This window comes from Rhizobium mongolense USDA 1844, from assembly GCF_000419765.1.
Taxonomy (GTDB): Bacteria; Pseudomonadota; Alphaproteobacteria; order Rhizobiales; family Rhizobiaceae; genus Rhizobium; species Rhizobium mongolense.
This window is the reverse complement of record NZ_ATTQ01000007.1, coordinates 317,880-340,631: the sequence shown is the minus strand read 5'-3', so window position 1 is coordinate 340,631 and position 22,752 is coordinate 317,880. Positions and strand designations below refer to the sequence as shown.

17 protein-coding genes and 5 pseudogenes are annotated in these 22,752 nt (G+C 61.2%); 14 read left to right on the top strand and 8 right to left on the bottom strand.

What is annotated here, in order from left to right:
- Positions 1-47: 47 nt before the first annotated feature.
- A pseudogene (locus tag A3C3_RS41605) lies at positions 48-875 on the top strand (lysophospholipid acyltransferase family protein).
- A gap of 4 nt (positions 876-879) precedes the next feature.
- On the opposite strand, the gene A3C3_RS0116370 reads toward A3C3_RS41605, so the two are convergent.
- Positions 880-1,977 carry a hypothetical protein gene (locus tag A3C3_RS0116370; RefSeq protein WP_022715665.1) on the bottom strand — a complete coding sequence of 366 codons (1,098 nt, stop codon included), beginning with the start codon at positions 1,975-1,977 and terminating at the stop codon, positions 880-882.
- A gap of 114 nt (positions 1,978-2,091) precedes the next feature.
- On the opposite strand from A3C3_RS0116370, the gene A3C3_RS0116365 reads away from it, so the two are divergent.
- The 4 genes and pseudogenes from A3C3_RS0116365 to A3C3_RS43725 all read left to right on the top strand — a co-directional run.
- Complete coding sequence (locus A3C3_RS0116365) at positions 2,092-2,676, top strand: nitroreductase family protein (protein WP_022715664.1); 585 nt, start codon at positions 2,092-2,094, stop codon at positions 2,674-2,676.
- On the top strand, positions 2,676-3,308 hold the full coding sequence (locus A3C3_RS0116360) for a flavin reductase family protein (RefSeq protein WP_022715663.1): 633 nt from the start codon (positions 2,676-2,678) through the stop codon (positions 3,306-3,308). The genes A3C3_RS0116365 and A3C3_RS0116360 overlap by 1 nt, the downstream gene beginning before the upstream one ends.
- A gap of 92 nt (positions 3,309-3,400) precedes the next feature.
- On the top strand, positions 3,401-4,540 hold the full coding sequence (locus A3C3_RS0116355) for a DUF2336 domain-containing protein (RefSeq protein WP_022715662.1): 1,140 nt from the start codon (positions 3,401-3,403) through the stop codon (positions 4,538-4,540).
- Positions 4,541-4,891: 351 nt separating this feature from the next.
- Positions 4,892-5,147: pseudogene (locus A3C3_RS43725) on the top strand (amino acid synthesis family protein); the annotation flags it as partial.
- Between the two features lie 45 nt (positions 5,148-5,192).
- Here A3C3_RS43725 and A3C3_RS0116345 read toward each other — a convergent pair.
- The 3 genes and pseudogenes from A3C3_RS0116345 to A3C3_RS41595 all read right to left on the bottom strand — a co-directional run bounded on the left by A3C3_RS0116345 (position 5,193) and on the right by A3C3_RS41595 (position 7,888).
- A complete protein-coding gene (locus A3C3_RS0116345; protein WP_022715660.1) occupies positions 5,193-6,203 on the bottom strand; it encodes a methyltransferase in 1,011 nt (336 codons plus the stop codon).
- Between the two features lie 229 nt (positions 6,204-6,432).
- Positions 6,433-7,126: pseudogene (locus A3C3_RS43720) on the bottom strand (IS5 family transposase); the annotation flags it as partial.
- A 346-nt stretch (positions 7,127-7,472) separates the two neighbouring features.
- Positions 7,473-7,888, bottom strand: a pseudogene (locus A3C3_RS41595) (hypothetical protein).
- Positions 7,889-8,006: 118 nt separating this feature from the next.
- Between A3C3_RS41595 and A3C3_RS0116325 the strand changes: the two are divergent.
- Positions 8,007-8,465, top strand: coding sequence for a GNAT family N-acetyltransferase (locus A3C3_RS0116325; protein ID WP_022715659.1), 459 nt, complete (start codon positions 8,007-8,009; stop codon positions 8,463-8,465).
- Here A3C3_RS0116325 and A3C3_RS0116320 read toward each other — a convergent pair whose 3' ends face one another.
- Positions 8,466-9,659, bottom strand: coding sequence for an AI-2E family transporter (locus A3C3_RS0116320; RefSeq protein ID WP_022715658.1), 1,194 nt, complete (start codon positions 9,657-9,659; stop codon positions 8,466-8,468). It lies immediately after the preceding gene.
- A 233-nt stretch (positions 9,660-9,892) separates the two neighbouring features.
- Between A3C3_RS0116320 and A3C3_RS0116315 the strand changes: the two genes are divergently transcribed.
- Positions 9,893-10,348, top strand: coding sequence for an OsmC family protein (locus A3C3_RS0116315; protein WP_022715657.1), 456 nt, complete (start codon positions 9,893-9,895; stop codon positions 10,346-10,348).
- 19 nt (positions 10,349-10,367) lie between these two features.
- Here the strand turns inward: A3C3_RS0116315 and A3C3_RS43715 are convergent.
- Positions 10,368-11,073 (bottom strand): annotated as a pseudogene (locus A3C3_RS43715) (esterase-like activity of phytase family protein).
- Positions 11,074-11,224: 151 nt separating this feature from the next.
- On the bottom strand, positions 11,225-13,282 hold the full coding sequence (parE, locus tag A3C3_RS0116305) for a DNA topoisomerase IV subunit B (protein WP_022715656.1): 2,058 nt from the start codon (positions 13,280-13,282) through the stop codon (positions 11,225-11,227).
- A gap of 218 nt (positions 13,283-13,500) precedes the next feature.
- Between parE and A3C3_RS0116300 the strand changes: the two genes are divergently transcribed.
- From A3C3_RS0116300 to A3C3_RS0116285, 4 genes are all read left to right on the top strand, one after another.
- Positions 13,501-14,385, top strand: a complete 885-nt coding sequence (locus tag A3C3_RS0116300; RefSeq protein WP_022715655.1) for a dienelactone hydrolase family protein — start codon at positions 13,501-13,503, stop codon at positions 14,383-14,385.
- A 134-nt stretch (positions 14,386-14,519) separates the two neighbouring features.
- Complete coding sequence (tpiA, locus tag A3C3_RS0116295) at positions 14,520-15,290, top strand: triose-phosphate isomerase (RefSeq protein WP_022715654.1); 771 nt, start codon at positions 14,520-14,522, stop codon at positions 15,288-15,290.
- Positions 15,291-15,394: 104 nt separating this feature from the next.
- Positions 15,395-15,871: a preprotein translocase subunit SecG gene (gene secG / locus A3C3_RS0116290; protein ID WP_022715653.1), complete on the top strand. Its 477-nt coding sequence runs from the start codon at positions 15,395-15,397 to the stop codon at positions 15,869-15,871.
- 141 nt (positions 15,872-16,012) lie between these two features.
- The gene (locus A3C3_RS0116285) at positions 16,013-17,641 is read left to right on the top strand and encodes a CTP synthase (protein ID WP_022715652.1); all 1,629 of its coding nucleotides are present in this window, start codon (positions 16,013-16,015) and stop codon (positions 17,639-17,641) included.
- Positions 17,642-17,845: 204 nt separating this feature from the next.
- Here the strand turns inward: A3C3_RS0116285 and A3C3_RS0116280 are convergent, their stop codons facing one another.
- Complete coding sequence (locus A3C3_RS0116280; RefSeq protein WP_022715651.1) at positions 17,846-18,931, bottom strand: citrate synthase/methylcitrate synthase; 1,086 nt, start codon at positions 18,929-18,931, stop codon at positions 17,846-17,848.
- Between the two features lie 83 nt (positions 18,932-19,014).
- On the opposite strand from A3C3_RS0116280, the gene A3C3_RS0116275 reads away from it, so the two are divergent.
- The 3 genes from A3C3_RS0116275 (at position 19,015) to A3C3_RS0116265 (ending at position 22,696) form a co-directional block, all read left to right on the top strand.
- A complete protein-coding gene (locus tag A3C3_RS0116275) occupies positions 19,015-20,160 on the top strand; it encodes a citrate synthase (RefSeq protein WP_022715650.1) in 1,146 nt (381 codons plus the stop codon).
- Positions 20,161-20,301: 141 nt separating this feature from the next.
- A complete protein-coding gene (locus A3C3_RS0116270) occupies positions 20,302-20,829 on the top strand; it encodes a FecR domain-containing protein (RefSeq protein ID WP_051154474.1) in 528 nt (175 codons plus the stop codon).
- 7 nt (positions 20,830-20,836) lie between these two features.
- Positions 20,837-22,696, top strand: a complete 1,860-nt coding sequence (locus A3C3_RS0116265; RefSeq protein WP_022715648.1) for a CHASE2 domain-containing protein — start codon at positions 20,837-20,839, stop codon at positions 22,694-22,696.
- The last annotated feature ends 56 nt before the right edge of the window (positions 22,697-22,752 follow it).

The window sequence follows — 22,752 nt, the reverse complement described above, 5'->3', positions numbered from 1 at the left end:
CTTTGAAATATAGCTGTCCGGTTCTTCCACCCTGAGGCCGGACGGCTTTGCGATTGAAACAACTATCCTATGCGAGCGAAAGCGATCCGCGTCTCAAGCGCTGGCTGATCCGCTCGATCGAGGGGCTCTCCGGCCGTAATCGTTACATGCGGCTCTACGATATCTAGCGCAGCGATATTGTTCCGACGCGCCAAGGCGTCTTCGGCAAACTGCTTGATCTCTTAGATGTCGGCCTCGACATCAATGGCGCTTGGCCACCGCAACTAACCGCGGATCAGCCGCTTGTCATCGTCGCCAACCATCCGTTCGGTATCGGAGACGGCATTGCCATATTGGCGCTTGCCGAACAGCTTGGACGGCCATTCCGCGTTCTCATCCATAACGAATTGCTCAAAGTTCCGGAAATGGCGGCCAATTCGCTTCCGGTATCCTTCGATGAGACGAAAGAGGCGCGTCGCCCTCAACATGGAGACGCGCCTTGAGGCGCTGGGCTTCTGAAGCAGGGCGTTGTCGTCATCATCTTCCCGGGCGGCGGCGTCGCCACCGCGAAGAACGGTTTCGGGCAGGCCGTAGATTTACCCTGGAAGATGTTTCCTGCCAAGCTCGTCCAGGCGGCTGGTGCAAGCGTTCTGCCCATCTATTTCGAAGGCCAGAACGGGCGGCTCTTTCATATCGTCAGCCGCTTCTCGCTGACGCTTCGCCTCTCATTGTTGATCCGCGAATTCCGCCGGCTGTCAGGCAAGACGATCAGAGCGCATGCAGGTCGGGTTCTGCCTTACGAAAAGCTGAGAAGGAACGACCGCAAGGCCCTGCTGGCGGCGCTTTACGATGCGGTCTTTTCGTTGGGTTCCGACATCAAACGAAAGCGCATCTGAGAATTCAATCGGTATCGGCACCCGTCGTGCCGCTGCCCGGCAGCAGTTGCTCATAGGAAGGCAGCGGCGCCTGCGCGGAACTTTGCCGCTCGCCGGCGGCTGATGGCTGCGGTTCCTGCTGCAGCGTCGTCGCCGCGCTTGCCGGTTCCTGCGGTTGCTCGTTCTTCATCAGCACTTCGACATCGGTATTCTTACCGGCCTCGACCTTGAAGTCGCGCTGATAGATCTTGTCCTTGTTGCGCGCGACGGCGGAATATTCGCCCTCGGCTAACACCATCGTCGGAAAAGCGCTGACGCTTTCGCCGACGCTGTCGCCCGCAGCCGTCAGGATCGACCAGGCCGTATCAGCGATCGCTTCGCCGCCGGCTTCGGAAACCAGCTTGAAGGTGATCTGTGCTGCACGGTGCTGAATGGTCGCTTCCGTGAGCCCTCCCGCTTCCACCTGGATATCGGCGCGGATGACGGCGTTGACGTCGCCATATTCGGAAACGATGTGGTAGGTGCCGGCGTTCAGCCTGACGACGGTGTTCGGCGAGACGTCTGCCGTCACCAAGCCGCGTTCGCCGTCGTCGCGTACTTCCGACGAGTAGATAGAGAAGCGCAGTTGATCCGGGCGGATGCGAACGTCGGAGCCGGACACAGCGTTGAGCAGCAAACCACCCGCATCGAGCACCATCACCTGCTTGTCGAGCTTGCCGCTGTCGGGAACATTCACCTTCCGGGTAACACCGGCGCGGCCGAAGGACACGTTTACCAGATAGTCGCCCGGCGCCAGTTGGAAAGCCGCCGCCCCGCCACGGGCGCTCGCCACCAGCGGCAGCTTGCCGTCAGCGCCGGCGATCGGGCTGAACACGTACCAGGAAAGGCCGTCCTCCACCGGCTGGCCGTCGGCCGTCAGCTTCGCCTCGATCTCGACCTCGTGCAACGCGGCCCCTTGCGTTGCGCTGCCGGGGGCGATGAAAGCGTTGAGCTTCGGCATTTTCGCCGTCGTATCGAGCTGCTTGAATTCCTTGAACGCTTCCTGCGCGCTTGCGCCAAAAGGCAGCCAAGCCGCCAGGACGAGCGCAAGAGCCATACGCGCAAAAGGCAAAATGCCGGGCATGTGTTTCCTGAACAAGATTGACTTCTGAAATCACAGAGGCCACTTCAAGACCAACGCGATGGCAAATTCAAGACCCATCCATCCCGCTGTCATGAAAATGAAAGTTTCTCCCGCATGAAATCCGATATCAAGCTGATCGATTACCTCGCCGTGCGCCGTTCCATTCCCGCATTCCAGATGAGCGAACCGGGACCGGAGAAGGCGGAGATCGAGGAAATCCTCCGTCTGGCATCTCGCGTTCCCGACCACGGCAAGCTCGCGCCCTGGCGCTTCATCGTCTATCGCGGCGAAGAGCGCGTCCATATCGGAAAGGAGCTTTTGAAGCTCGCGCTCGAAGCCAAGCCCGATCTTTCCGAGGAAATGATCGAGGTCGAGCGTGCGCGCTTCACCCGCGCGCCGGTCGTCATCGCCGTCGTCAGCAAAGCCGGGCCGCATTTCAAGATCCCGGAATGGGAACAGATCATGTCGGCAGGCGCCGTTTGCCTCAATATTATCTTCTCGGCGAACGCCCATGGCTGGGTGGCCAACTGGCTGACCGAGTGGTTCGCCTACGACGAGCGTGCCTATCCGCTGCTTGGCGTCCAGCCGGGCGAACGGGTTGCCGGTTTCGTCCATATCGGTTCGACAAATTTTCCGGCAGTTGAACGACCGCGTCCGGAAATATCGGAAACCGTCACTTGGGTTGGTGGGGACGCTTGATGTTCTACCCGACAGAAACGAACAGGCATGGGCTGTCGCACGATCCGTTCAAGGCGATCGTCGCACCGCGTCCGATCGGCTGGATCGGCACGAAGGGCAGGGACGGCTCGCTGAACCTCGGCCCCTATTCTTTCTTCAACGCCGTGTCCGATCGACCGAAGCTGGTGATGTTTTCCTCCAGCGGCCGCAAGCACAGCCAGCGCAACGCAGCGGAAACCGGGGCCTTCACCTGCAACTTCGTCAGCCGCAACCTTGTCGAACAGATGAACCTGTCATCGGCGGCGCTGCCTTACGGCATCAACGAGTTCGAGCTGGCAGGCCTGACGGCAAAGCGGGGTGAGCTTGTCGATGCGCCCTATGTCGGGGAGGCTTTCGCGGTGCTCGAATGCAAGGTGACCGAGCTGATCGAACCCAAGACCCTCTCGGGCGAGCCTTCAGAGAGCGTCATGGTTCTCGGCGAGGTCGTCGGCATCCATATCGACGAGCAGATCATCCGCGAGGGGCGCCTGGATATGTCGATCGCGCGGCCTGTCGCACGCATGGGGTATATGGATTACAGCGAAGGCAGTGACGTTTTCGAGCTGCTGCGCCCGCAAGTGCCGAACGATCTGATCGCGGCTGGCAAGGGTTAATGAATATAGTGAACCAATCGTAAACCATTTCTCAGTAGCCTCATTCCAAGGGTAGAGCGCGAAGGAATCGCGTTCGCAGGTTGGGGCGTAGTGTGATCGTAGAGGCTTTTCTTTGCTGGGTTGAAACTGCCAAGGCCGGAGATAGGGCTCGCGCCGCAAGCGCGCTCGGCCGCGCCTATCTACAGTCCGAAATGCTTCCCGAGGAACGCAGGGCCGCCGAAATGGCGATGACCTTCCTGCTCGACGATCCATCGCCGCGCGTGCGTCTGGCGCTGGTCGAAGCGATCGCTTGGTCTGATGAAGCGCCGCGCGCCCTCATACTTGCCCTGGCTGAAGACCAGCCGGAGATCGCCTGCCATGCGGTGACGTGTTCCCCGCTTCTTTCGGACGCCGATCTCGTCGATCTCGCAGCGCGCGGCGGCAGCGTCACCCGTATCTTGATCGCCGCACGCGCATCGATCTCACGTGCTGTTTCAGCCGCTCTTGCGGAGGTCGGCGATGAAGAGGCTATCCTCTGCCTTCTCGAAAACGAGGGAGCCGCGATTGCTCCAGTATCCCTGAAGCGCATTGCGGAGCGGCTAGGCGACTGTTGCGATATCCGCAATCTTCTGCTTGATCGCGCCGATCTGCCGGTCGATGCCCGTCAGCTGCTGACGCAGCATGTCAGCAATGCATTGGTCGCCTTGCCCTTGGCGCAGGCCGCGATCGGCCTCAATCGTCTGCAGCGCATCAGCCGCGAGGCGACGCAGGCGGCCGTCGTGTCGCTTGTCGGCGATATCCAGCCGCGCGAGATCACCGATCTCGTCGAGCATCTGCGTCTTAATGGCCATTTGACGCCGTCCTTTCTCATGCATGCCCTGTGCTCCGGCAAGGTCGATTTCTTCGCCGGCGCCATCGTCAATCTCACCGGCTGCACCGAAAAGCGCGTGCGCTCGATCCTCGCCACCGGGCGCATGCATGCGGTACGTGCCCTCTACGAGGCGGCCGGGCTCTCCCGCGAGATCAGCACAGTGTTCGTCGAGGCGACGCTTCTCTGGCGCGAAGCTTCCAGAAAGACCGCAGGCACAATGCTTGCCAACGTTTGCGGCAGGCTGCTCGAACGCTTCCGTCACCACGACGGTACCCATGGCGCCGTCAGCGAGTTGCTCGATCTGGTCGAGAAGCTTCACATCGCTGATCAACGCCAATCGGCCCGCAGCTACGCATCGCTGACGGCGCTCGCGGCAGCCTAAGCTCTGCTGACAAAGTGCGGAAGCCAGATTTTTGCGGCGGCCAGAGCGAGGAAGCCTGCATATGAAGTTCTGGTCTTACCGCAACGTGTAGCAATCCGACGAAACTGCTTTATCCTGTTGAACATTCGCTCGATGCGATTGGGGTCTTTATAAACTCCTTATCGGCGAGCATTCGGTGCGGTCGATTTACTTTACCGGCATGGTGAAAGGATCGGGAACAGCACTGTAGTCGGATGTTTCACCGCCCGTTAGGACAAAGCCGAGAGGGCGTCCCTGACCGTCTGCACCGTGCATGCAGGGGCTGGCGATGATTTGTGCGTCTTCGACTGGATTCATCGCTACGACGACGACCGTGAATTGCTCGGCAAGGGCGCGGCCCTGATCCGGTGTGCGAAGAAGCGCTGCGGCCTGGGCGGCGAGCTCGACTTGTCGCTCGGCCACGAGGACGCTGCCTATGTGGGCCGCCGTTTCGACGCCATGGAGGTGCGCATACCCGACGCTCCGGGCGCCGGCGAGATCATGGTCGTCATCATCACCGACAGCGGCCGTCCCCTGCCGCGTGTCGGGGGGCACGGCCGAGATCAAGGGCGGGGACGGACTGCGCTAAAACGAAGGACCGAACTGGGGCCGCGTACCCCTGAGGGTTCGCTCATTAGGGCTTGAATCCGATCACCATCGAATCCGGTCCCGCCAACGGCACGACGCGCGGGGACACGAAGCCCGCTTCGCGCATCCATGCCTGGCAATCGACGCCAGTATAGTCGAATCCGCCGGGGGTTTCGATCAGCATGTTCAGGCTCATCAGGAGCCCAAAGGCGTTCTCGCGGCGCTCGTCATCGATGACGGCGTCGTAGGCGATCACGGCCCCGCCTTTCGGCAGCGCGGCGAAGGCCTTTTCCAGCAGCAGCTTCTTTTCGGCGAGATCCCAGTCGTGCAGAATATGTCCCATCACGATCACATCCACGTTCGGCATCGGATCGTCGAAGAAGTTGCCGCCCTGAAAGCGGATACGGTCGGAGAGGCCCTGCTGGGCGACGAACTCCTCGAATATCGGCTGCACGGTGGGCAGATCGAAGCCGATCGCCTTAAGGTGGGGATGAGCCCGCGCGACCGCCACCGGCACCATGCCCTGCGCCGCGCCTACATCGGCGAATGTCGTGTATTTCGACCAATCGAACTTGACTGCGATCGCCTGCGCCGCCCCGGCGCTGATGCCGCTCATGGCCCTGAGGAAGCCGTGCAGCCGTTCCGGTTCTGCATAGAGCGTGGCGAAGAAGTCCGTCTTATGCTTGCTTTCGTTCTGCATTTCCCCCGTCCGCAGGGCTTCGGTGAGCGAGCCCCAGAAGCCGTAGAGCCGAGCATTGGCCATTTCGAGGATGCCGCCGATATAGGACGGCTTGGCCCTGTCGAGGAAGAGGTCCGTATCGGGGCTGTTGCGGTAGATGCCGTCGTCGCGTTCGAGCAGCTTCAGGGCAACCAGGGCATCGAGGAAATCGCGGGCCGAGCGGGGATGCAGTTTGAGCCTAGCCCGCAGTGCCGGCAGGTCGGCCGGGCCTGCGGCGAGCTCGGTGAAGACACCGAGTTCGATCGCGCTGAGCGTTGTCTTGGAGGCCCAGAAGCCCAGGCCAAGCTGCATGATGTTGTCCGGTGTCGGTGCGCCCATCGCTCGTCTCCTCGTGGATTTGTGCCGCTGAACCGGCAGCCTGGAGTGGTCTTGAAACGAAATGCTCCAAGGATGTTCCGATGCCGGGCGCGATCGGACACCGATGGCGTTCCGCGTCGTCGTGGCACCATGCGAAGAAAATAGAACGATTTTCCGGACGATGGAATCGTAAAGAATTGCAAAGATGGATGGGGGCGATCTATCTCATCTATTTAGGCTCTGCTGACAAAGTGCGGAAGCCACGTGTAGCAATCCGACGAAACTGCTTTATCCTGTTGAACATTCGCTCGATGCGATTGCGGTCTTTATAAACTCGGTAGTCGCAGGGTGGCGGGTCCTTCCGCGTTGAGCGACGACGCGTCCCATGGAACAAAAGCTCCTGGCGAATGGCGTCAGCATCGTATCCCTTATCGGCGAGCATTCGGCGCGGTCGATTTACCGGCATGGTGAAAAGATCGGGAACAGCACTGTAGTCGGATGTTTCACCGCCCGTTAGGACAAAGCCGAGAGGGCGTCCCTGACCGTCTGCACGGGCGTGGTTTTTTGTCGTAAAGCCGCCGCGTGATCGACAAAAAGCCTCCTTATGGGTCCCCTTTAGCGCCCGCAGCCTGCGAATGGCCGCGAACTGTGGTGCTGTCGATCATATGCCGCCAATCGTCGGTCAGGCCCAATTCAACGAGCGCTTCCAGAAGCGCATCCCATACCCCTTGCTCCGCCCATCGACGGAAACGGACGTAGACAGAATTCCATTTTCCGTAGCGCTCGTGCATGTCACGCCACGGGCAGCCGACCCGCAGAACATACAGCATGCCGTTCAAGAAACGCCGGTTATCATGGGAGGGCCGCGACTTACGCCCGCGTTCCTTCGGTAAAAACCGAGCAATGATGTGCCATTCTTCATCACTCAAATCGCCTCGTGCCAAGACCCCCTCCTAAAAAAGCAGGCTTGAATCATGCGCCGACCGATTTTGGAATCGCCTTCTTCACAGAGAAACGAATGTTTTGTTGAGTGGCAGTCTCTGGAGTCTGCTGAAATAGAAATTGGCTCGCCTGACTGAAGCCACTCGAAGATATTTTCATATGGCTCGGTATCATTCTCCAAATAATTGATGCTTCAAAGTCCAGCCCAAACGCATGTACTCACTCGCTACGAGGCTTGAGCAGCGCTTGGCAAGTCCGGGTCTATTCGAATTGGCCATCTCGTCGTACGGGTCGGGTCTTGCCACGAAGTAGCTGCCCGACAGGACCACCAGACTTTGTCAACAGGACCTAGTTTAATTCTTGAAGCGCAACCGCCCAGGAATAGCCATCTGAAACGAAATGCACCGGCTTCTCAAGCCTGTGCTTGACGCTTTCGCCGGTTGGCAGGTGCGTGTGAACCTGATCGGCAATGCGTATGGCGAAAGCGCGAATGCCTGTCTTCCCAGTCTCCTGAACGGGCGGCACCTGAGCGGGCAGAGCTTGGGCGACTTTGGGCTGTTCCGGCGCGATCGCGGGTTTCGGTGCTTCGCAGACGGCGATCACGGTCGGTACTTGGCATCGGCGAAGGACTTGAGCCGCTTTTCCGACTCGGCATCGCACATGGCCACCGTGTCCCAGTGCTTATCGACCGTTGCGACATAATTGCATTGCGTCACCGAATCATTGCACCCGAGAATGGTCATGGCGACGAGGATGGCTTGCATAATTGAACCCTTTGGTTATGGAAATCCACTGTCATAGACGGGGCAATTCCAACCGAATAATGGCGGCTGCATTAACCTTTGTCATGCGCCGCGGCGGCCCCGCAAACCGGGGAATGCCATGTCTGTCACCGTCGCTCTTGAATCGCCGCGCCAGCCGGAAATCATCCGCTTGCTCGACCTTTCGGATGCCTATACGCAGTCGCTTTATCCTGCCGAAAGCAATCACCTCGTCGATCTCTCGACCCTGGAGAAGTCCATCGTAAGCTTCTTCGTGGCGCGGAATGCAGGAGAAATCGTCGGCTGTGCGGCACTCCTGCAGGCGGGAGACGGTACGGCGGAGATCAAGCGCATGTTCGTCGATCCGCAGGCAAGAGGACTGAAGGTCGCAAGCCGGCTGATGGAACGGCTGGAGGAGCATGCCCGGGCGCTGGATCTCGATGCGATCCGGCTCGAGACTGGCATCTATCAGCCGGAGGCGGTCGGTCTTTATCGCAAATACGGCTATGCCGACGTCGGTCCCTTCGGCTCGTACCTGCCGGACCCGCTCAGCCTTTTCATGGAGAAGCGGCTGAAATGATCAGCCGTCGGCCGCGCGCTGCACCGGCGGCGCCTGCTCGTCGATCATGACTTCCGGGCCGAGCGCGGTCTGATCGTTCGTCTTCACTTCGTGCATCCATTCGCGCCAGATCGCGACGAGCAGTGCCATCAAGACCGGGCCGATGAAGAGACCGAGGAAGCCCATAGTCTTCACGCCGCCGACGAGGCCGAAGAAAGTCGGAAGGAAGGGAAGCTTGATCGGGCCGCCGACAAGCTTCGGACGCAGCGTCTTGTCGACGATAAAAAGTTCGACCGTGCCCCAGATGAAGAGCGCGATCCCGGCGACATGCGATCCGCTAGCGACGAGATAGATCGAAACCAAGGTGAACGAGAGAGGCGCGCCGCCGGGTATCAATGCCATGATGCCCGTCAGGACGCCAAGTGTCACAGGCGAGGGGACGCCTGCGATCCAGTAGGCGACGCCGAGCACGATGCCTTCGCCGATCGCGATCAGCGTCATACCCATAACCGTGGAACTGATCGTTGCCGGAACGACGCGTGAAATCCGCTCCCAGCGATTGGGCAGGATGCGTTCGCCAAGCATGTCGATCTGACGCGAGAAGGACGCGCCGTCGCGATAGACGAAGAACAGCGCGATCAGCATGAAAAGCAGCGTCAGAAGCAGGTGGAAAGACGCGCCGCCGGCTGCGAGAACCGCGCGGTAGATATTGCCGATATTGGCACCGCTGACCGCCTGGATGACTTCACCCACAGAGCCGGGACTGCCGATATATTTGGTCCAGAGATCGTCGAGATAAGGCCCTGCGAAAGGCAAAGCGAGGATCCACTGTGGTGTGGGCGCGCCCTGCCGGTTGGCGTGAATGATCCAGGCGACCCATTCGCGCACCTCGCCCGTCGTATAGGTGATCGCAAGCCCGATCGGGATAACGAGGAAAGTCACGATGAGGATGATCGCGATCGTGGCTGCGATCGTCGTATTGCCGCCGACGCGCGCAAGAAGTCTGCGATAGAGCGGCCAGCTCGCAAAACCGATGACGAGTGCGGCCAGAACCGGAACGACGAAGCCGTAGAAGAAATAAACGCCTGCCGCAACGATGAGGATTAAAAGCCAGCGGGCAGCGGAAATCGAGGGAATGAGCGGCGTACGTGTGGGCGCAGAAGGCCCAAGCCACCGCGGCTCGCCAGGCAGTTTCTTGTTGTTCGAGAGGCTCACGTCGCTTTTTATTCCTTCTTCTCAATCACGGATATGCGCCATTGGGAGCCCGGACGCAAGCATATCGATCGTCGAAGGGCCGGCCTCGTCCCATCGAAGGTGCGCCAAGCCGCCGGGACAACGGGATATCTTAAACCTCTGTACGCAATGTGACGGAAATTTCTTGCGAACCTTGCTCGCCGGTGCAAGTGGCCGCAGGTTGGGCATCAGGATTCATAGGGATCGCTCGGACGATGACGAAATTTTCAGCGGAAGTATCATGGCAGCGCGGCGGGGGCAGTTTCACGGACGGCAAATACAGCCGCGGCCATCTGTGGAATTTCGATGGCGGCCTTTCGGTGCCTGCTTCGGCATCCCCGCACAACGTGCCGCTTCCGTACTCGATCGCCGAGAACGTCGATCCCGAGGAGGCATATGTCGCGGCGCTCTCCAGTTGCCACATGCTGTTCTACCTGTGGCTTGCCTCGAAGAAGGGCATCGTCGTCGACAGCTATGTCGATACGGCGACCGGGATCATGGAGAAGATCGACGGGAGAATGCTCGTCAGCCGCGTCGAGCTGAAGCCGGCCGTAGTCTATGCGGACGAAGCGCCGAGCCGCAAAATGGAGGAAAAGCTCCATCACGAGGCCCATGAACTCTGTTTCCTCGCCAACTCGGTGAAGACGAAGATCGAAGTCCGCCTCGACTAACTGCACGATCTTTCGGTTGCTATTGCGGACGGCGCGGTATTTTGAAGACGTAGAACTGCGTCCTCTGGCTGGTCGAGAAGTTGTTGTCCGAGCCGAGGTTCAGCGCGTCGCTGCCGTCCTTCACCTTGCCGATCGCCATGGACTCGATATTGTCCGGCACCAGGCCGGCTGCACGCAGACCGAGAACTTGGCTCTTGCGGGGAACCACACGCTGATCGGTCTTCGCAAGCGAGGCGATCGCCGAGACGTCTGTAGCACCGTCGAGATCGATCATGAAGATCTTCACGTTATTGCCGACGCCTCGGGCATTCCCGGCCGAGCCGGATCGACTCGGGATCGACGGTGCGCCTGGCCAAGGGTTCGCCGTTTTTGTCCTTCAGCGTCACCTGCTTGACGACGGCGACGCCCTTGAGGCCATCGCCGTCGACATCGACTGCGAGCTCGTAAAAGCGAGAAGGGCCTTTTTCCGAGCGGTCGTCGCTGATGGCGATGTAGTGGCCCGTTGCCGCGTCGAAATCGAGGCCGGAAATGCCGCCGAATTCGACACCGTTTTCCACGTGGCCTGTCGGGATGACGAATTCACCGAGATGGGAGAGGGAGATGCCGGCTGCGCAGTCGCCAAAGGGGCAGGAAGTCTCGAAGGTTGCGCCGATATCGGTTGCGTGGGGAGCGGCAGCGCTGGACAGGAGCGCAAAAGCGGCAGTCGCGAGGAAACGCTTGGTCATGGCAAACATCCGGCTGGCAAGGGGTGAGGAGCGGAACGAACCGCGTGCCCAATCCCTAAAGGAACGGCGCACCGGTCGCGTCGCTTCTCGTGCACCGGTTATTTGACGGAGTTGTTACGGTTCTTCGTCAGTTCCATGAAATAGCGGAAGCTCAAATATCGAGGTTTTCGGCAAAGGCAGCACGCTCCTGAATGAAGCGGAAGCGCGCATCCGGCTTCGTGCCCATCAGGTCATCGACTGCGGTGCGGGTTCCTTCGAAATCGACCTCATCGATCACCACGCGCAGCAGCGTGCGCTTGCTCGGATCCATGGTCGTTTCCTTGAGTTGCGCCGGCAGCATTTCGCCGAGACCCTTGAAGCGGCTGATCTCGATCTTCGCCTTGCCCTTGAATTCCGTTTCCATCAGCTCCTGCCGGTGGGCGTCGTCGCGCGCATAGGCGGACTTGGCGCCCTGGGTGATCTTGTAGAGCGGAGGCACGGCAAGGAACAGGTGGCCGCCGCGCACGAGCTCGGGCATCTCCTGATAGAAGAAGGTGATCAGCAATGATGCGATGTGGGCGCCGTCGACATCGGCATCGGTCATCACGACGATGCGCTCGTAGCGCAGGTCTTCCTCGCGATATTTGGAACGGGTACCACAGCCGAGAGCCTGAACGAGATCCGCAAGCTGCTGGTTGGCGCCGAGCTTTTCGCGGCCAGCGCTCGCAACGTTGAGGATCTTGCCGCGCAAAGGCAGGATCGCCTGATTGGCGCGGTTGCGCGCCTGCTTGGCGGAACCGCCTGCCGAGTCGCCTTCGACGATGAAGAGTTCGGCCCCCTGAGCGGTGTTCTGCGCACAATCGGCTAATTTGCCCGGAAGGCGCAATTTGCGCACGGCGGTCTTGCGGTTGACTTCCTTTTCCTTGCGGCGGCGCAGACGCTCTTCGGCGCGCTCGATTACCCAGTCGAGCAGCTTTTCGGCCTCGTTGGGATTGTCCGCCAGGTAATGATCGAAGGGATCGCGAAGCGCGTTCTCGACGATGCGCTGCGCCTCGACGGTCGCAAGCCTGTCCTTGGTCTGGCCGACGAATTCCGGCTCGCGGATGAAAACCGACAGCATGCCGACGGCGGAAATCATCACATCGTCGGTGCTGATCTGCGCTGCGCGCTTGTTCTGCGTCAGGTCGGCATAGGCCTTCAGCCCCTTGGTCAACGCGATGCGCAGGCCCGCCTCATGCGTGCCGCCCTCTGGCGTCGGAATGGTGTTGCAATAGGAGTGAATCTGCTGGTCGCCGCCGTACCAGGTGATCGCCCATTCGAGCGACCCGTGGCCGCTTGCTTTCTCTGTCTTGCCGGCGAAGATTTCGCGGGTGACGGTGAATTCCTTGCCCATCGTCGCCTGCAGGTAGTCCTTCAGGCCGCCGGGGAAGTGGAAGACTGCCTTATCCGGGATTTCCGAGCCTTCCGGCAGCACGCCTTCATCGCAACTCCAGCGGATTTCGACGCCGCCGAAAAGATAGGCCTTCGAGCGTGCCATGCGGAAGACGCGCCCGGCATCGAATTTCGCATGGTCGCCGAAAATCTGCGGATCGGGATGGAAGCGCACGCGGGTGCCGCGGCGGTTATGCACATCGCCTAGCTCCTCGAGACCGCCCTGCGGCACGCCGCGCGAAAAACGCTGGCGATAAAGCTTGCGGTTTCGCGCCACTTCAACCTCAAGATAATCCGACAGTGCGTTGACGACCGAAACGCCGACGCCGTGCAGACCGCCCGAGGTCTCGTATGCCTTGCCGTCGAACTTGCCGCCGGCATGGAGCTTGGTCATGATAACTTCAAGCGTCGATTTGCCCGGAACCTGGGGATGGTTCTCGACGGGGATGCCGCGGCCATTGTCACTGACCGTCAGATAACCCTGGATATCGAGATGCACCTCGATGAAGTTTGCATGGCCGGCGACTGCTTCGTCCATCGAGTTGTCGATGACTTCGGCAAAGAGGTGGTGCAGCGCCTTTTCGTCCGTGCCGCCGATATACATGCCGGGGCGCATGCGCACCGGTTCCAAGCCTTCGAGAACCCGGATGGAGGATGCGCCGTAGTCGTCCGAGCCCGAGGCTGCCGGGGCAGGGCGCAACGCAGGGGCCGCCGCCGCGGGCCTTTCGGCAGGCTTTGCCGCCGCCTCCTGCTTCGGCATCAGGGGCATTCCGGAGAAGAGGTCGTTGCTGTCATCCATGGAGTCGTTCAGATCTTCAATCCTGTCTTGGGCCACACATACGCTTATGGCCAGACCCAAAATCACCGCATTTGATGTCACGTTAGCGAATCAGGCAGATTCTGCCAGAAAGCGTCTCGTTACGCGACGCCGCCCGATTTGGCGGAATTTCTATGGAATTGGTTTGCGTTGCCGGGCCCAGAATGGCAAGCGGCATGATGTGTTAGGAAACCGCCCGCATGAGAATGTCCACAAGTCATTGCACGATTATCGCCGCAATTGCGACCTTTTTCCTGTCGGCGGGATCCGGCAGCGCCGCAGCCGAGACGCTGCCGCCCTACAAGGACGAACTTTTCTCCAGACAGAACGTGTTGCAAACCGCCGACGGCGGCGCCTTCGAAGCCATCGAATATGACGAGATGCGCGACATCAACGGCCGCGACCAGATCCCGCAAAAGCGTGCGCAGCAGAAATACGTGTCGCTCGCTGTCCGCAAGCAGCAGCAGGACGAAACACTGTCACTCAATGGCCGCCGGGTGGATCTCACCAGGGTGGGACCGACAGACAATGCGCAATTCACCGTAATCTTTATCCACGGGCGCGATGGCGACCGGCGGCTCGGGGTCAACGACTACAGCTTCGGCGGCAATTTCAATCGGCTCAAGAACCTGGCCGTAGCCAATGGCGGCGTCTATTATTCGCCGACAGTGCGCACGTTCGACGGCGAGGGCGTGGCAGACATCGCCGAGCTGATCCGCTATGCAAGCGAGAAATCCGACGGCCGCCCGGTGATCCTTTCCTGTGCTTCCATGGGCAGCCAGGTCTGCTGGGGCATCGCGCGCGATGCAGGCAGTGTCAAATCGCTGAAGGGCATGGTCGTCATGAGCGGCGTCACGGATCCGGATTTCGCAAAGAGCGCGTTCTACAAGGCGAAGCTGCCCCTTTGGTTCGTCCATGGCAGCCGCGATCCGGTCTATGCCGCTGCCGGACAGCAGGCTTTCTTCGAAAAACTTCATGAGGCGAAATACCCTGCCCATTTCACGCTTTTTCAAACCGGCAACCACGGCACGCCGATCCGCATGATCGATTGGCGGAGGGTTTTGAACTGGATTCTCGCTTCATAGACAGTTGCGCCGCCAAATTTTAAGCATTTGCGCGGCAAATCGGCCTTATTTCCCTTACGTGAAGGTTCAAAAGCTTTTCAATACCGAATGCTTTTGCTAAGGCCGCTCAATACGGAAAAATTGGGAAGGCTGGCATGACACCTGACGTGCGCCCGCTCGTGGCGGGAAACTGGAAAATGAACGGCACGCGCGCCTCCCTCGATCAGGTCAAGGCGATTGCGGAAGGCGTGAATTCGCCCCTTGCCGAGAAGGTCGAGGCGCTCATCTGCCCGCCCGCGACGCTGCTTTATGTCGCGACCGCGCTCTGCACCGACAGCCCTCTTGCGATCGGTGCGCAGGATTGCCATCAGAGCCCGTCGGGCGCCCATACCGGCGATATCTCAGCCGAGATGATCGCCGATTGCTTCGGAACCTACGTGATCGTCGGCCATTCGGAGCGCCGGACGGACCATGCCGAGACCGACCATCTCGTCCGCGCCAAGGCCGAGGCTGCCTTCGCTGCCGATCTCACCGCCATCATCTGCATCGGTGAGACGGCGGACCAGCGCAAGGCCGGACAGACCCTTGACATTCTCAAGCGACAGCTTTCCGCCTCCGTTCCGGATATCGCGACGCCGGAAAACACCGTGATCGCCTACGAACCTGTCTGGGCGATCGGCACCGGCCTCACGCCGACGGTGCAGGACGTCGAAAAGGCGCATGCTTTCATGCGTTCGGAACTCGTCGCCCGTTTCGGCGCCAATGGCGGGAAAGTCCGTATTCTCTACGGCGGCTCCGTCAAGCCCGGCAATGCCAAGGAACTGATGGGTGTCGCCAACGTCGACGGCGCGTTGATTGGCGGCGCGAGCTTGAAAGCATCCGATTTCCTCGCCATCTACGGCGCATACGAAGCGCTGCTCGCGTGATGCCATATATATTCTGGGCCGGAGGGCTTGGAATAGCGGATCACCTCATGTAAACAGCGCCAGATTTTATTCGATGCCCGCCGCATGCGGGCAGGACTGGACCCATGCAGACAGTATTGATTGTCATCCACCTCATGATCGTGCTGGCGCTTGTCGGCGTCGTGCTCATCCAGCGCTCGGAAGGCGGCGGCCTTGGTATCGGCGGCGGGTCCGGCTTCATGTCGGCGCGCGGAACGGCCAATGCGCTGACGCGTACGACTGCAATCCTTGCAGCGCTGTTTTTCATCACCTCGCTCGGCCTCGGCATCCTGACGCGCTATCAGGGCAGCCCGACCGATATTCTCGACCGCATCCCGGCAACGAGCGGGCAGGGCAACGGCATTCTCGATTCGCTCGGCGGCAGCACTCCGCAGCAGCCCGCGAACCAGCCTGCCGGCAACGGCGTTCCGAACGGCGGCGCAGCCGCTCCCGGCGCTCAGGCGCCGACGGCGACCGCACCTGCGACGCAGCCTGCCCCGACAACGCCTGCCACTCCGGCAGCCCCGGCACAAAACGGAACCGGCGTCCCAACGGGACAATAACCCGGTCAACCAAATAAACCGCCGGCAGGCCCCAGGGTCTGCCGGTTTTCTTTTGTTCAGATTCCAAGCTGGCACCAAAAGTTCTGGAAAAGAATTTTTGGGCTGGTGGAATCGTTTTTGAAAAGGTATCCGGTGACTCCCATGGCGCGATACGTATTTATCACTGGCGGCGTGGTTTCCTCTCTCGGCAAGGGAATTGCGGCTGCGGCTCTCGGAGCGTTGTTGCAGGCCCGTGGTTATCGGGTGCGGCTTCGCAAACTCGACCCCTATCTGAACGTGGATCCGGGCACCATGAGCCCGACCCAGCACGGCGAAGTCTTCGTCACCGACGACGGCGCGGAAACCGACCTCGATCTCGGCCACTACGAGCGCTTCACCGGGCGTTCGGCGACCAAGACCGACAACATCACCACCGGCCGCATCTACAAGAACATCATCGACAAGGAACGCCGCGGCGACTATCTCGGCGCGACCGTCCAGGTCATTCCGCACGTCACCAACGAGATCAAGGATTTCGTGGTCGAGGGAAATGACGACTACGACTTCGTCATCTGCGAGATTGGCGGCACGGTCGGCGATATCGAGGCGATGCCCTTCATGGAAGCGATCCGCCAGCTCGGCAACGACCTGCCGCGCGGCACGGCGATCTACGTCCACCTGACTCTGATGCCCTACATTCCGGCTGCCGGCGAGTTGAAGACCAAGCCGACGCAGCATTCCGTGAAGGAACTTCAGGCGCTCGGCATTCACCCGGATATCCTGCTGGTGCGCGCCGACCGCGAAATTCCGGAAGCTGAGCGCCGCAAGCTCTCGCTCTTCTGCAACGTCCGTCCGTCCGCTGTCATCCAGGCGCTCGACGTCGCCAATATCTACGATGTGCCGATGGCCTATCACAAGGAAGGCCTCGATAGCGAAGTGCTCGCCGCCTTCGGCATCGAGCCGGCGCCAAAGCCGCGTCTTGAGCCGTGGGAAGACGTTTGCAACCGCATACGCACGCCGGAAGGCGAAGTCACGATCGCGATCGTCGGCAAGTATACTGGTCTCAAGGACGCCTATAAATCGCTGATCGAGGCGCTGCATCACGGCGGCATCGCCAATCGCGTTAAGGTCAATCTCGAATGGATCGAGTCGGAGATATTCGAAAAGGAAGATCCCGCCCCGTACCTTGAAAAGGTCCACGGCATTCTCGTTCCCGGCGGCTTTGGCGAGCGCGGTTCGGAAGGCAAGATCCATGCAGCCCGCTTCGCCCGCGAGCGCAAGGTGCCGTATTTCGGCATCTGCTTCGGCATGCAGATGGCGGTCATCGAAGCAGCACGCAATCTTGCTGACGTCGAGAATGCCTCCTCCACCGAGTTCGGCCCCACCAAGGAGCCGGTCGTTGGTCTGATGACCGAGTGGATCAAGGGCAATGCGCTGGAAAAGCGCACGGCTTCCGGTGATCTGGGGGGCACGATGCGCCTTGGCGCCTACAAGGCGTCGCTTAAGAAGGGCACGAAGATTTCCGAAATCTATGGCTCGACAGACATTTCCGAGCGCCATCGCCACCGGTACGAAGTCAACGTCGACTACAAGGACCGCCTGGAAAACTGCGGCCTCGTCTTCTCCGGCATGTCACCGGACGGTGTCTTGCCGGAAACGATCGAATATCCGGATCACCCCTGGTTCATCGGCGTCCAGTATCACCCGGAACTCAAGTCCCGCCCGCTCGACCCGCATCCGCTCTTCGCAAGCTTCATCGAAGCCGCAACCGAGCAGAGTCGGCTGGTCTAATTTCTCCTCTGAGACACGACGGGCGGATTGTCGTTCTCGACAATGGGCCCATTGCGGAGGAGGGCCGTCCGAGGACCTGCTTGCGCGGGCGACATCTATGCCAGCCTTTGGGCCCGGCAGCCGGGCGGTTTCCTCGGTATCGACATTGCCGAGTGAAAGCTTGCAGATCCGGCGACAGGCGTGAACCTGCCGCCGGAACTTCGTTCAAGCCGCGATCGGAAAAGGCCCGACATAGACAGACTTCGGTCTAATCAACCGGCCTTCGAGCAACTGCTCGCGCGCATGCGCAATCCAGCCGACGGTGCGGCCGATCGCAAAGACGCCGGTGAACGCCTCGCGCGGAAAGCCGAGCGATTCCAGAAGCAGCGCCGTATAGAATTCGACATTCACGTCCAAGGGACGATCCGGCTTGCGTTCCTTGAGCATTGCGAGCGCCGCCTTTTCGATCCCCTCGGCCAGAGTGATCCGCGACCGATCGACCTGGCCGGTTGCGACAAGCGGCTTTAGCGCATTTTTCAAGGCGTCGGCACGCGGGTCCCGGACGCGATAGATGCGATGGCCGAAGCCCATCAGCCTCTCGCCGCGATCGAGGGCAGCCGCGAGCCAGGTCTTCGCATGGCTTTCGGCGCCGATCGCATCCAGCATGTCGAGAACCGGTCCCGGCGCGCCGCCATGCAGCGGACCTTTCAGCGCGCTGATCGCCGCGAGCACTGATGACGTGAGGCCGGCATGCGTCGAGGCAATCACCCGCGATGCGAAGGTCGAGGCGTTCAACCCGTGATCGGAGATCGTCACCAGATAGGCGTCGAGCGCAGCCGTTTGTTCGAAGCTCGGCAGCCTGCCCGTCATCATGCGTAGGATGTCTGCGGCTTGCGATATTGAGGCATCCGGCGGAACAGGCGCTTCTCTGCGCTGCATCCGCAGAACCGCCGGCAGGAACACGGCGGGGGCCGCAAGGAGCCTGAGCGCCGTTTCGAAATCCTCGCCGTCCGGCAGTCGCGCAACCAGTGCCCGCATCGCATCGACCGGTGGCAGGGCGAGGAGGGTGGCGTCGGCCACGACATGCGCGTAGACCTCTGCGCGTGCAGCTCCGAGCCGGTCTTTCAAGCCCTCGGCATTGACGTGCGTTTCCATCAATCCGTCGAGCAGCAGCGCCGCGACGCTTTCATAGGTGCCGTCCGCAACGAGGTCGTCGAGCGACACGCCGCGGATGATCAGCCGGCCCGCCGGGCCGTCGACATCCGAAAGCCGGGTCTCCGCGGCGATCACATCTTCCAAACCGTTTTTCATAGGCATTTCTCCTTTACGGAAAAGAAGATCGGTCCTAGATTGATTGACGTCAATCTTGATGAAATTGATCAATATGAGGCTGGATGCCCTGGTTGACTGCAGAGGAAGCGCTGAACCGTCTCGGCACCAAGCCGCAGACCCTTTACGCCAATGTCAGCCGGGGACGCATTCGCGCAAAACCCGATCCATCCGACCCGCGCCGCAGCCTCTATTACACCGCCGACGTCACCCGGCTTGCCGAGCGCCATGCAGGCCGGAGGAAGATCGAGATTGTCGCAGCGGAGGCGATCCAGTGGGGCGATCCGGTCCTTCCGTCAGCGGTTTCAACCGTCGTGAATGGGCATCTCTACTATCGCGGAATTGATGCCGCCAAACTTTCCGAATATGCAACGCTTGAAGAAACGGCGGCACTGCTTTGGAACAATGGTACGCCTATCAACATCGCAACCTGCGGGAGCGAGGCATCCATTCCATCCATGGCTGCCGCTTTCTCGGCGCTCGCTGCCCGCGTGCCTCAAGACCTGCCGAGCCTCGGCCGTTCGCTCCCGGCGTTACGAGCCGAAGCGCAAGATATCATGACGACGATCGCCTCCGCGCTCGCTCCAGGCGCATCGGACCTGCCTCTCCATCTGCGCCTTGCAAAAAGCTGGCGCCGGCCAGAAGCCAGCGATGCGGTGCGCCGCGCCTTAGTGCTGCTTGCCGATCACGAGCTCAATGCATCGGCCTTCGCCGCACGCGTCACGGCTTCCGCGGGCGCGACTCTTTCCGCATCGGTGCTTTCCGGTCTTGCAACGCTGACCGGTCCGCTGCACGGCGGCGCATGGGAGGCCGTAGCAACGCTTTCCGAGACGGCAAGCCGCATCGGCGCCAAGCAAGCCATCCGCCGCATCCTGGCGCAGGGCAGCCGGCTTCCGGCCTTCGGTCATCCGCTCTACCCGGACGGCGATATCCGCGCCGAAGCCCTGCTTGCGCATATCACGCCAGCGGAGATTTTCCTCGAAATCCAAGTGGCAGGCGAAGCGATGATCGGCGAGCGCGTCAACATCGATTTCGCGCTGACGGCAATGGCGGAACGCTTCGAGCTTCCACAGGATGCGCCGCTCGTCATCTTCGCGCTCGCCCGCAGCTGCGGGTGGCTGGCGCATGCGATGGAACAGGTCGAGAGCGGCCGTCTCATCCGTCCAAGAGCCCGTTACACCGGCCCCTCTATTGAAACCTCTGGCGCGTAAGGCCGGCCGGCCTTGCCAGTCTGCGCTTTTCTGCATACGAAACCCTTGTTTTGTTTTATGGTGACGGTGCCGGGACAAGCACTTGACCGCATGGCGAACACCATGCCGGTGTTGGGCGCTTGCGCGAGGTGGGGACGTATCATGAACGTAATCTCAGCATTCCTGTGCGGTTCTACCGCAACCGCCCTTGCGGCACTTCTGCTGCCGGCGGGCGCATCACTTGCCCAAACGGGCGGTTGCACCGTCGAGAATGCAGCGGGCGGGCGTGAGATTCTCCGCTGCCCGAACGGGGTAACGGTGACGGCCGAGGCAGGTGCCGCCTTTAGGCTGAATGATCGCAACCGCGATGGCAGCCCCGATGTTGTGTCGCTGCGTGGCAAGGCAATCCTGGTCGATGTCGACGACGCTCGCCACACAGGCAGCTTTCAGGTGGTGACGCCGCAGGCAATCGCTGCCGTGCGCGGCACGCGATGGGCGGTCGACGTCGCAAGCGGCCAGACCTCCGTGCTTGTGGTCCAAGGCTCCGTTGCCGTGCGCCGTCCTGCGGGCGATCCCGTGGTGCTCGGCCCCGGCGAGGGCGTCGATGTTGTGAGCGGCACAGGCGCGCTTGAGGTGCGCCGCTGGCCGGCCGCCCGCGTCAACGCCCTGCTTGCCCGCCTCGGCCAGTAGAACCCTCATGCCGCGCCAGCGATTTCTGATCACTGCAGCTCTTCTTCTGTCCGCGCTCTGGGGAGGCTTTCTGGGCTCCCTACATCTGACCGGCAGCGCCGGATTCCTCGACCGGATGGAAGCTTCGCTGACCGATATTCGAAGCGTGCTAATCGGCGGCAAGACGCCGCCACCTGCCGTCGCGATCATTGCGATAGACGACCGCACCGCAGCTTCGCACGGTTTTCCTGTCGATCGGGCAACGCTTGCCCGCGCAATCACTGCGGTTTCCGCGTCGAGGCCGAAGACGATCGCACTTGATCTGCTCTTGCTCGATCCCGGCACCGAGGAAGGCGATGTCGCACTTGCATCGGCCCTCAGGCTTGTGCCCTCCGTCATCGCAGCCGCCGCCGTCTTTCCGGAAAGCAAGCAGATGGTGACAAGCGATCCGAACGATCCGCTTTCAGGCATTCCCGTCGCCGACAGCCTGCTCCTTCCTCTCAAGCGTTTTTCCGATATCGCCGCTACCGGCGTTGTTAATGTCGCAACGGATGAGACAGGGGTCCCCCGCTTCATTCCGCTGATCTCGCGCAGCGCCGGGCGTGTGGATCCGTCGTTTCCGCTACGCGCGGCGTCGCTGGCACTCGATCGCGATCCGGCCTTCCAGCCGGGCAGCATCTCCTTTGCCGACAGGCATATTCCGACCGATACTGGTCAGCGCCTGCCGCTTACCTTCTACGGTCCGCGCCGGACGATCCCAACTTTCAGCCTGATGGATGCGCTCGATGGCAAGGTGCCTGCAGACGCAATCGAGAACCGCGTCATCGTTATCGGCTCAACCGTCACGGCCGGTGGTGACGTTTTTCCAACGCCTTTCGATCCGGTTCTCCCCGGGGTCGAGGTCATTTCGACCGCGATCGCGCATCTGATCGCCGGAGACAGCATCGTCCGCGATCATAATATCCGCCGGCTCGACGCCACGGTCGCGGTGCTTCTGCCGCTTGCGCTCGTCGGCCTGATAGCCTGGCGGCGCAGCTTGATCGGTTTCGTCTTGATCGCTCTCGTTTTTGTGGTCTGGGCGACCATCAATCTTGCCATGTTCAAGGCAGGCTATTGGCTGAGCGCAGCCTTGCCGATCGCCGCCGCGTTGCCTCCGGTTCTCATCTTCGGCGCAGCGCAACTCCTTCTCGGACGCCGCCAGGCACGCCATTTCGCTGCCCAAAGCGAGCTCCTCCAGCGCATCGAAGCACCCGGCCTTGGAGAGTGGCTCGCACGCGATCCATCCTTCCTTGCCGAGCCAGTCCGGCAGGATGCTGCGGTGGTCTTTATCGATCTCTCGGGCTTTACCGGGCTTAGTGAAGCGGTCGGAGCGGTAACCGTGCGCGAGGTCCTGAGCGGCTTTTTCGAGATAGCCGACCAGGAGGCGCGGGCGCATGGCGGCGCGATCACGAGCTTCATGGGCGACGGTGCGATGATCCTGTTCGGGCTGCCGCACCCGGCGGAAGACGACGCTTCGCGCGCCGCCGCCTGCGCGCTGGCGCTCGCAGATCGCATGCGCTCCTGGCTCGATTCGCACACAGCTCTCCAAGGGGGACGGAAGATCGGCTTCAAGATCGGCGCCCATTGCGGGCCTGTCGTCGCCTCGCGCCTCGGCACCGGCGATCGCCAGCAGATTACCGCGACCGGCGACACCGTCAATGTCGCCAGCCGCCTGATGGAAGTTGCGGCCAGCCGCGGCGCTGAGGTCGCCTTCAGCGCGGCACTTGTCCGCGTAGCATCCGCCGGCGCCGGCCCGTCACCCGCCGGTCCGCTCGAAGGTCCGGTGGAGACGAAAATCCGCGGCCGCTCCGGCAGCATCGACGTCTGGCTGTGGCGCTGCGCCGGCTGATATTGCCGCTTTGACATTTGCCGACTTAGCGGGTAGGAACGCGCCAACCGTTCTGC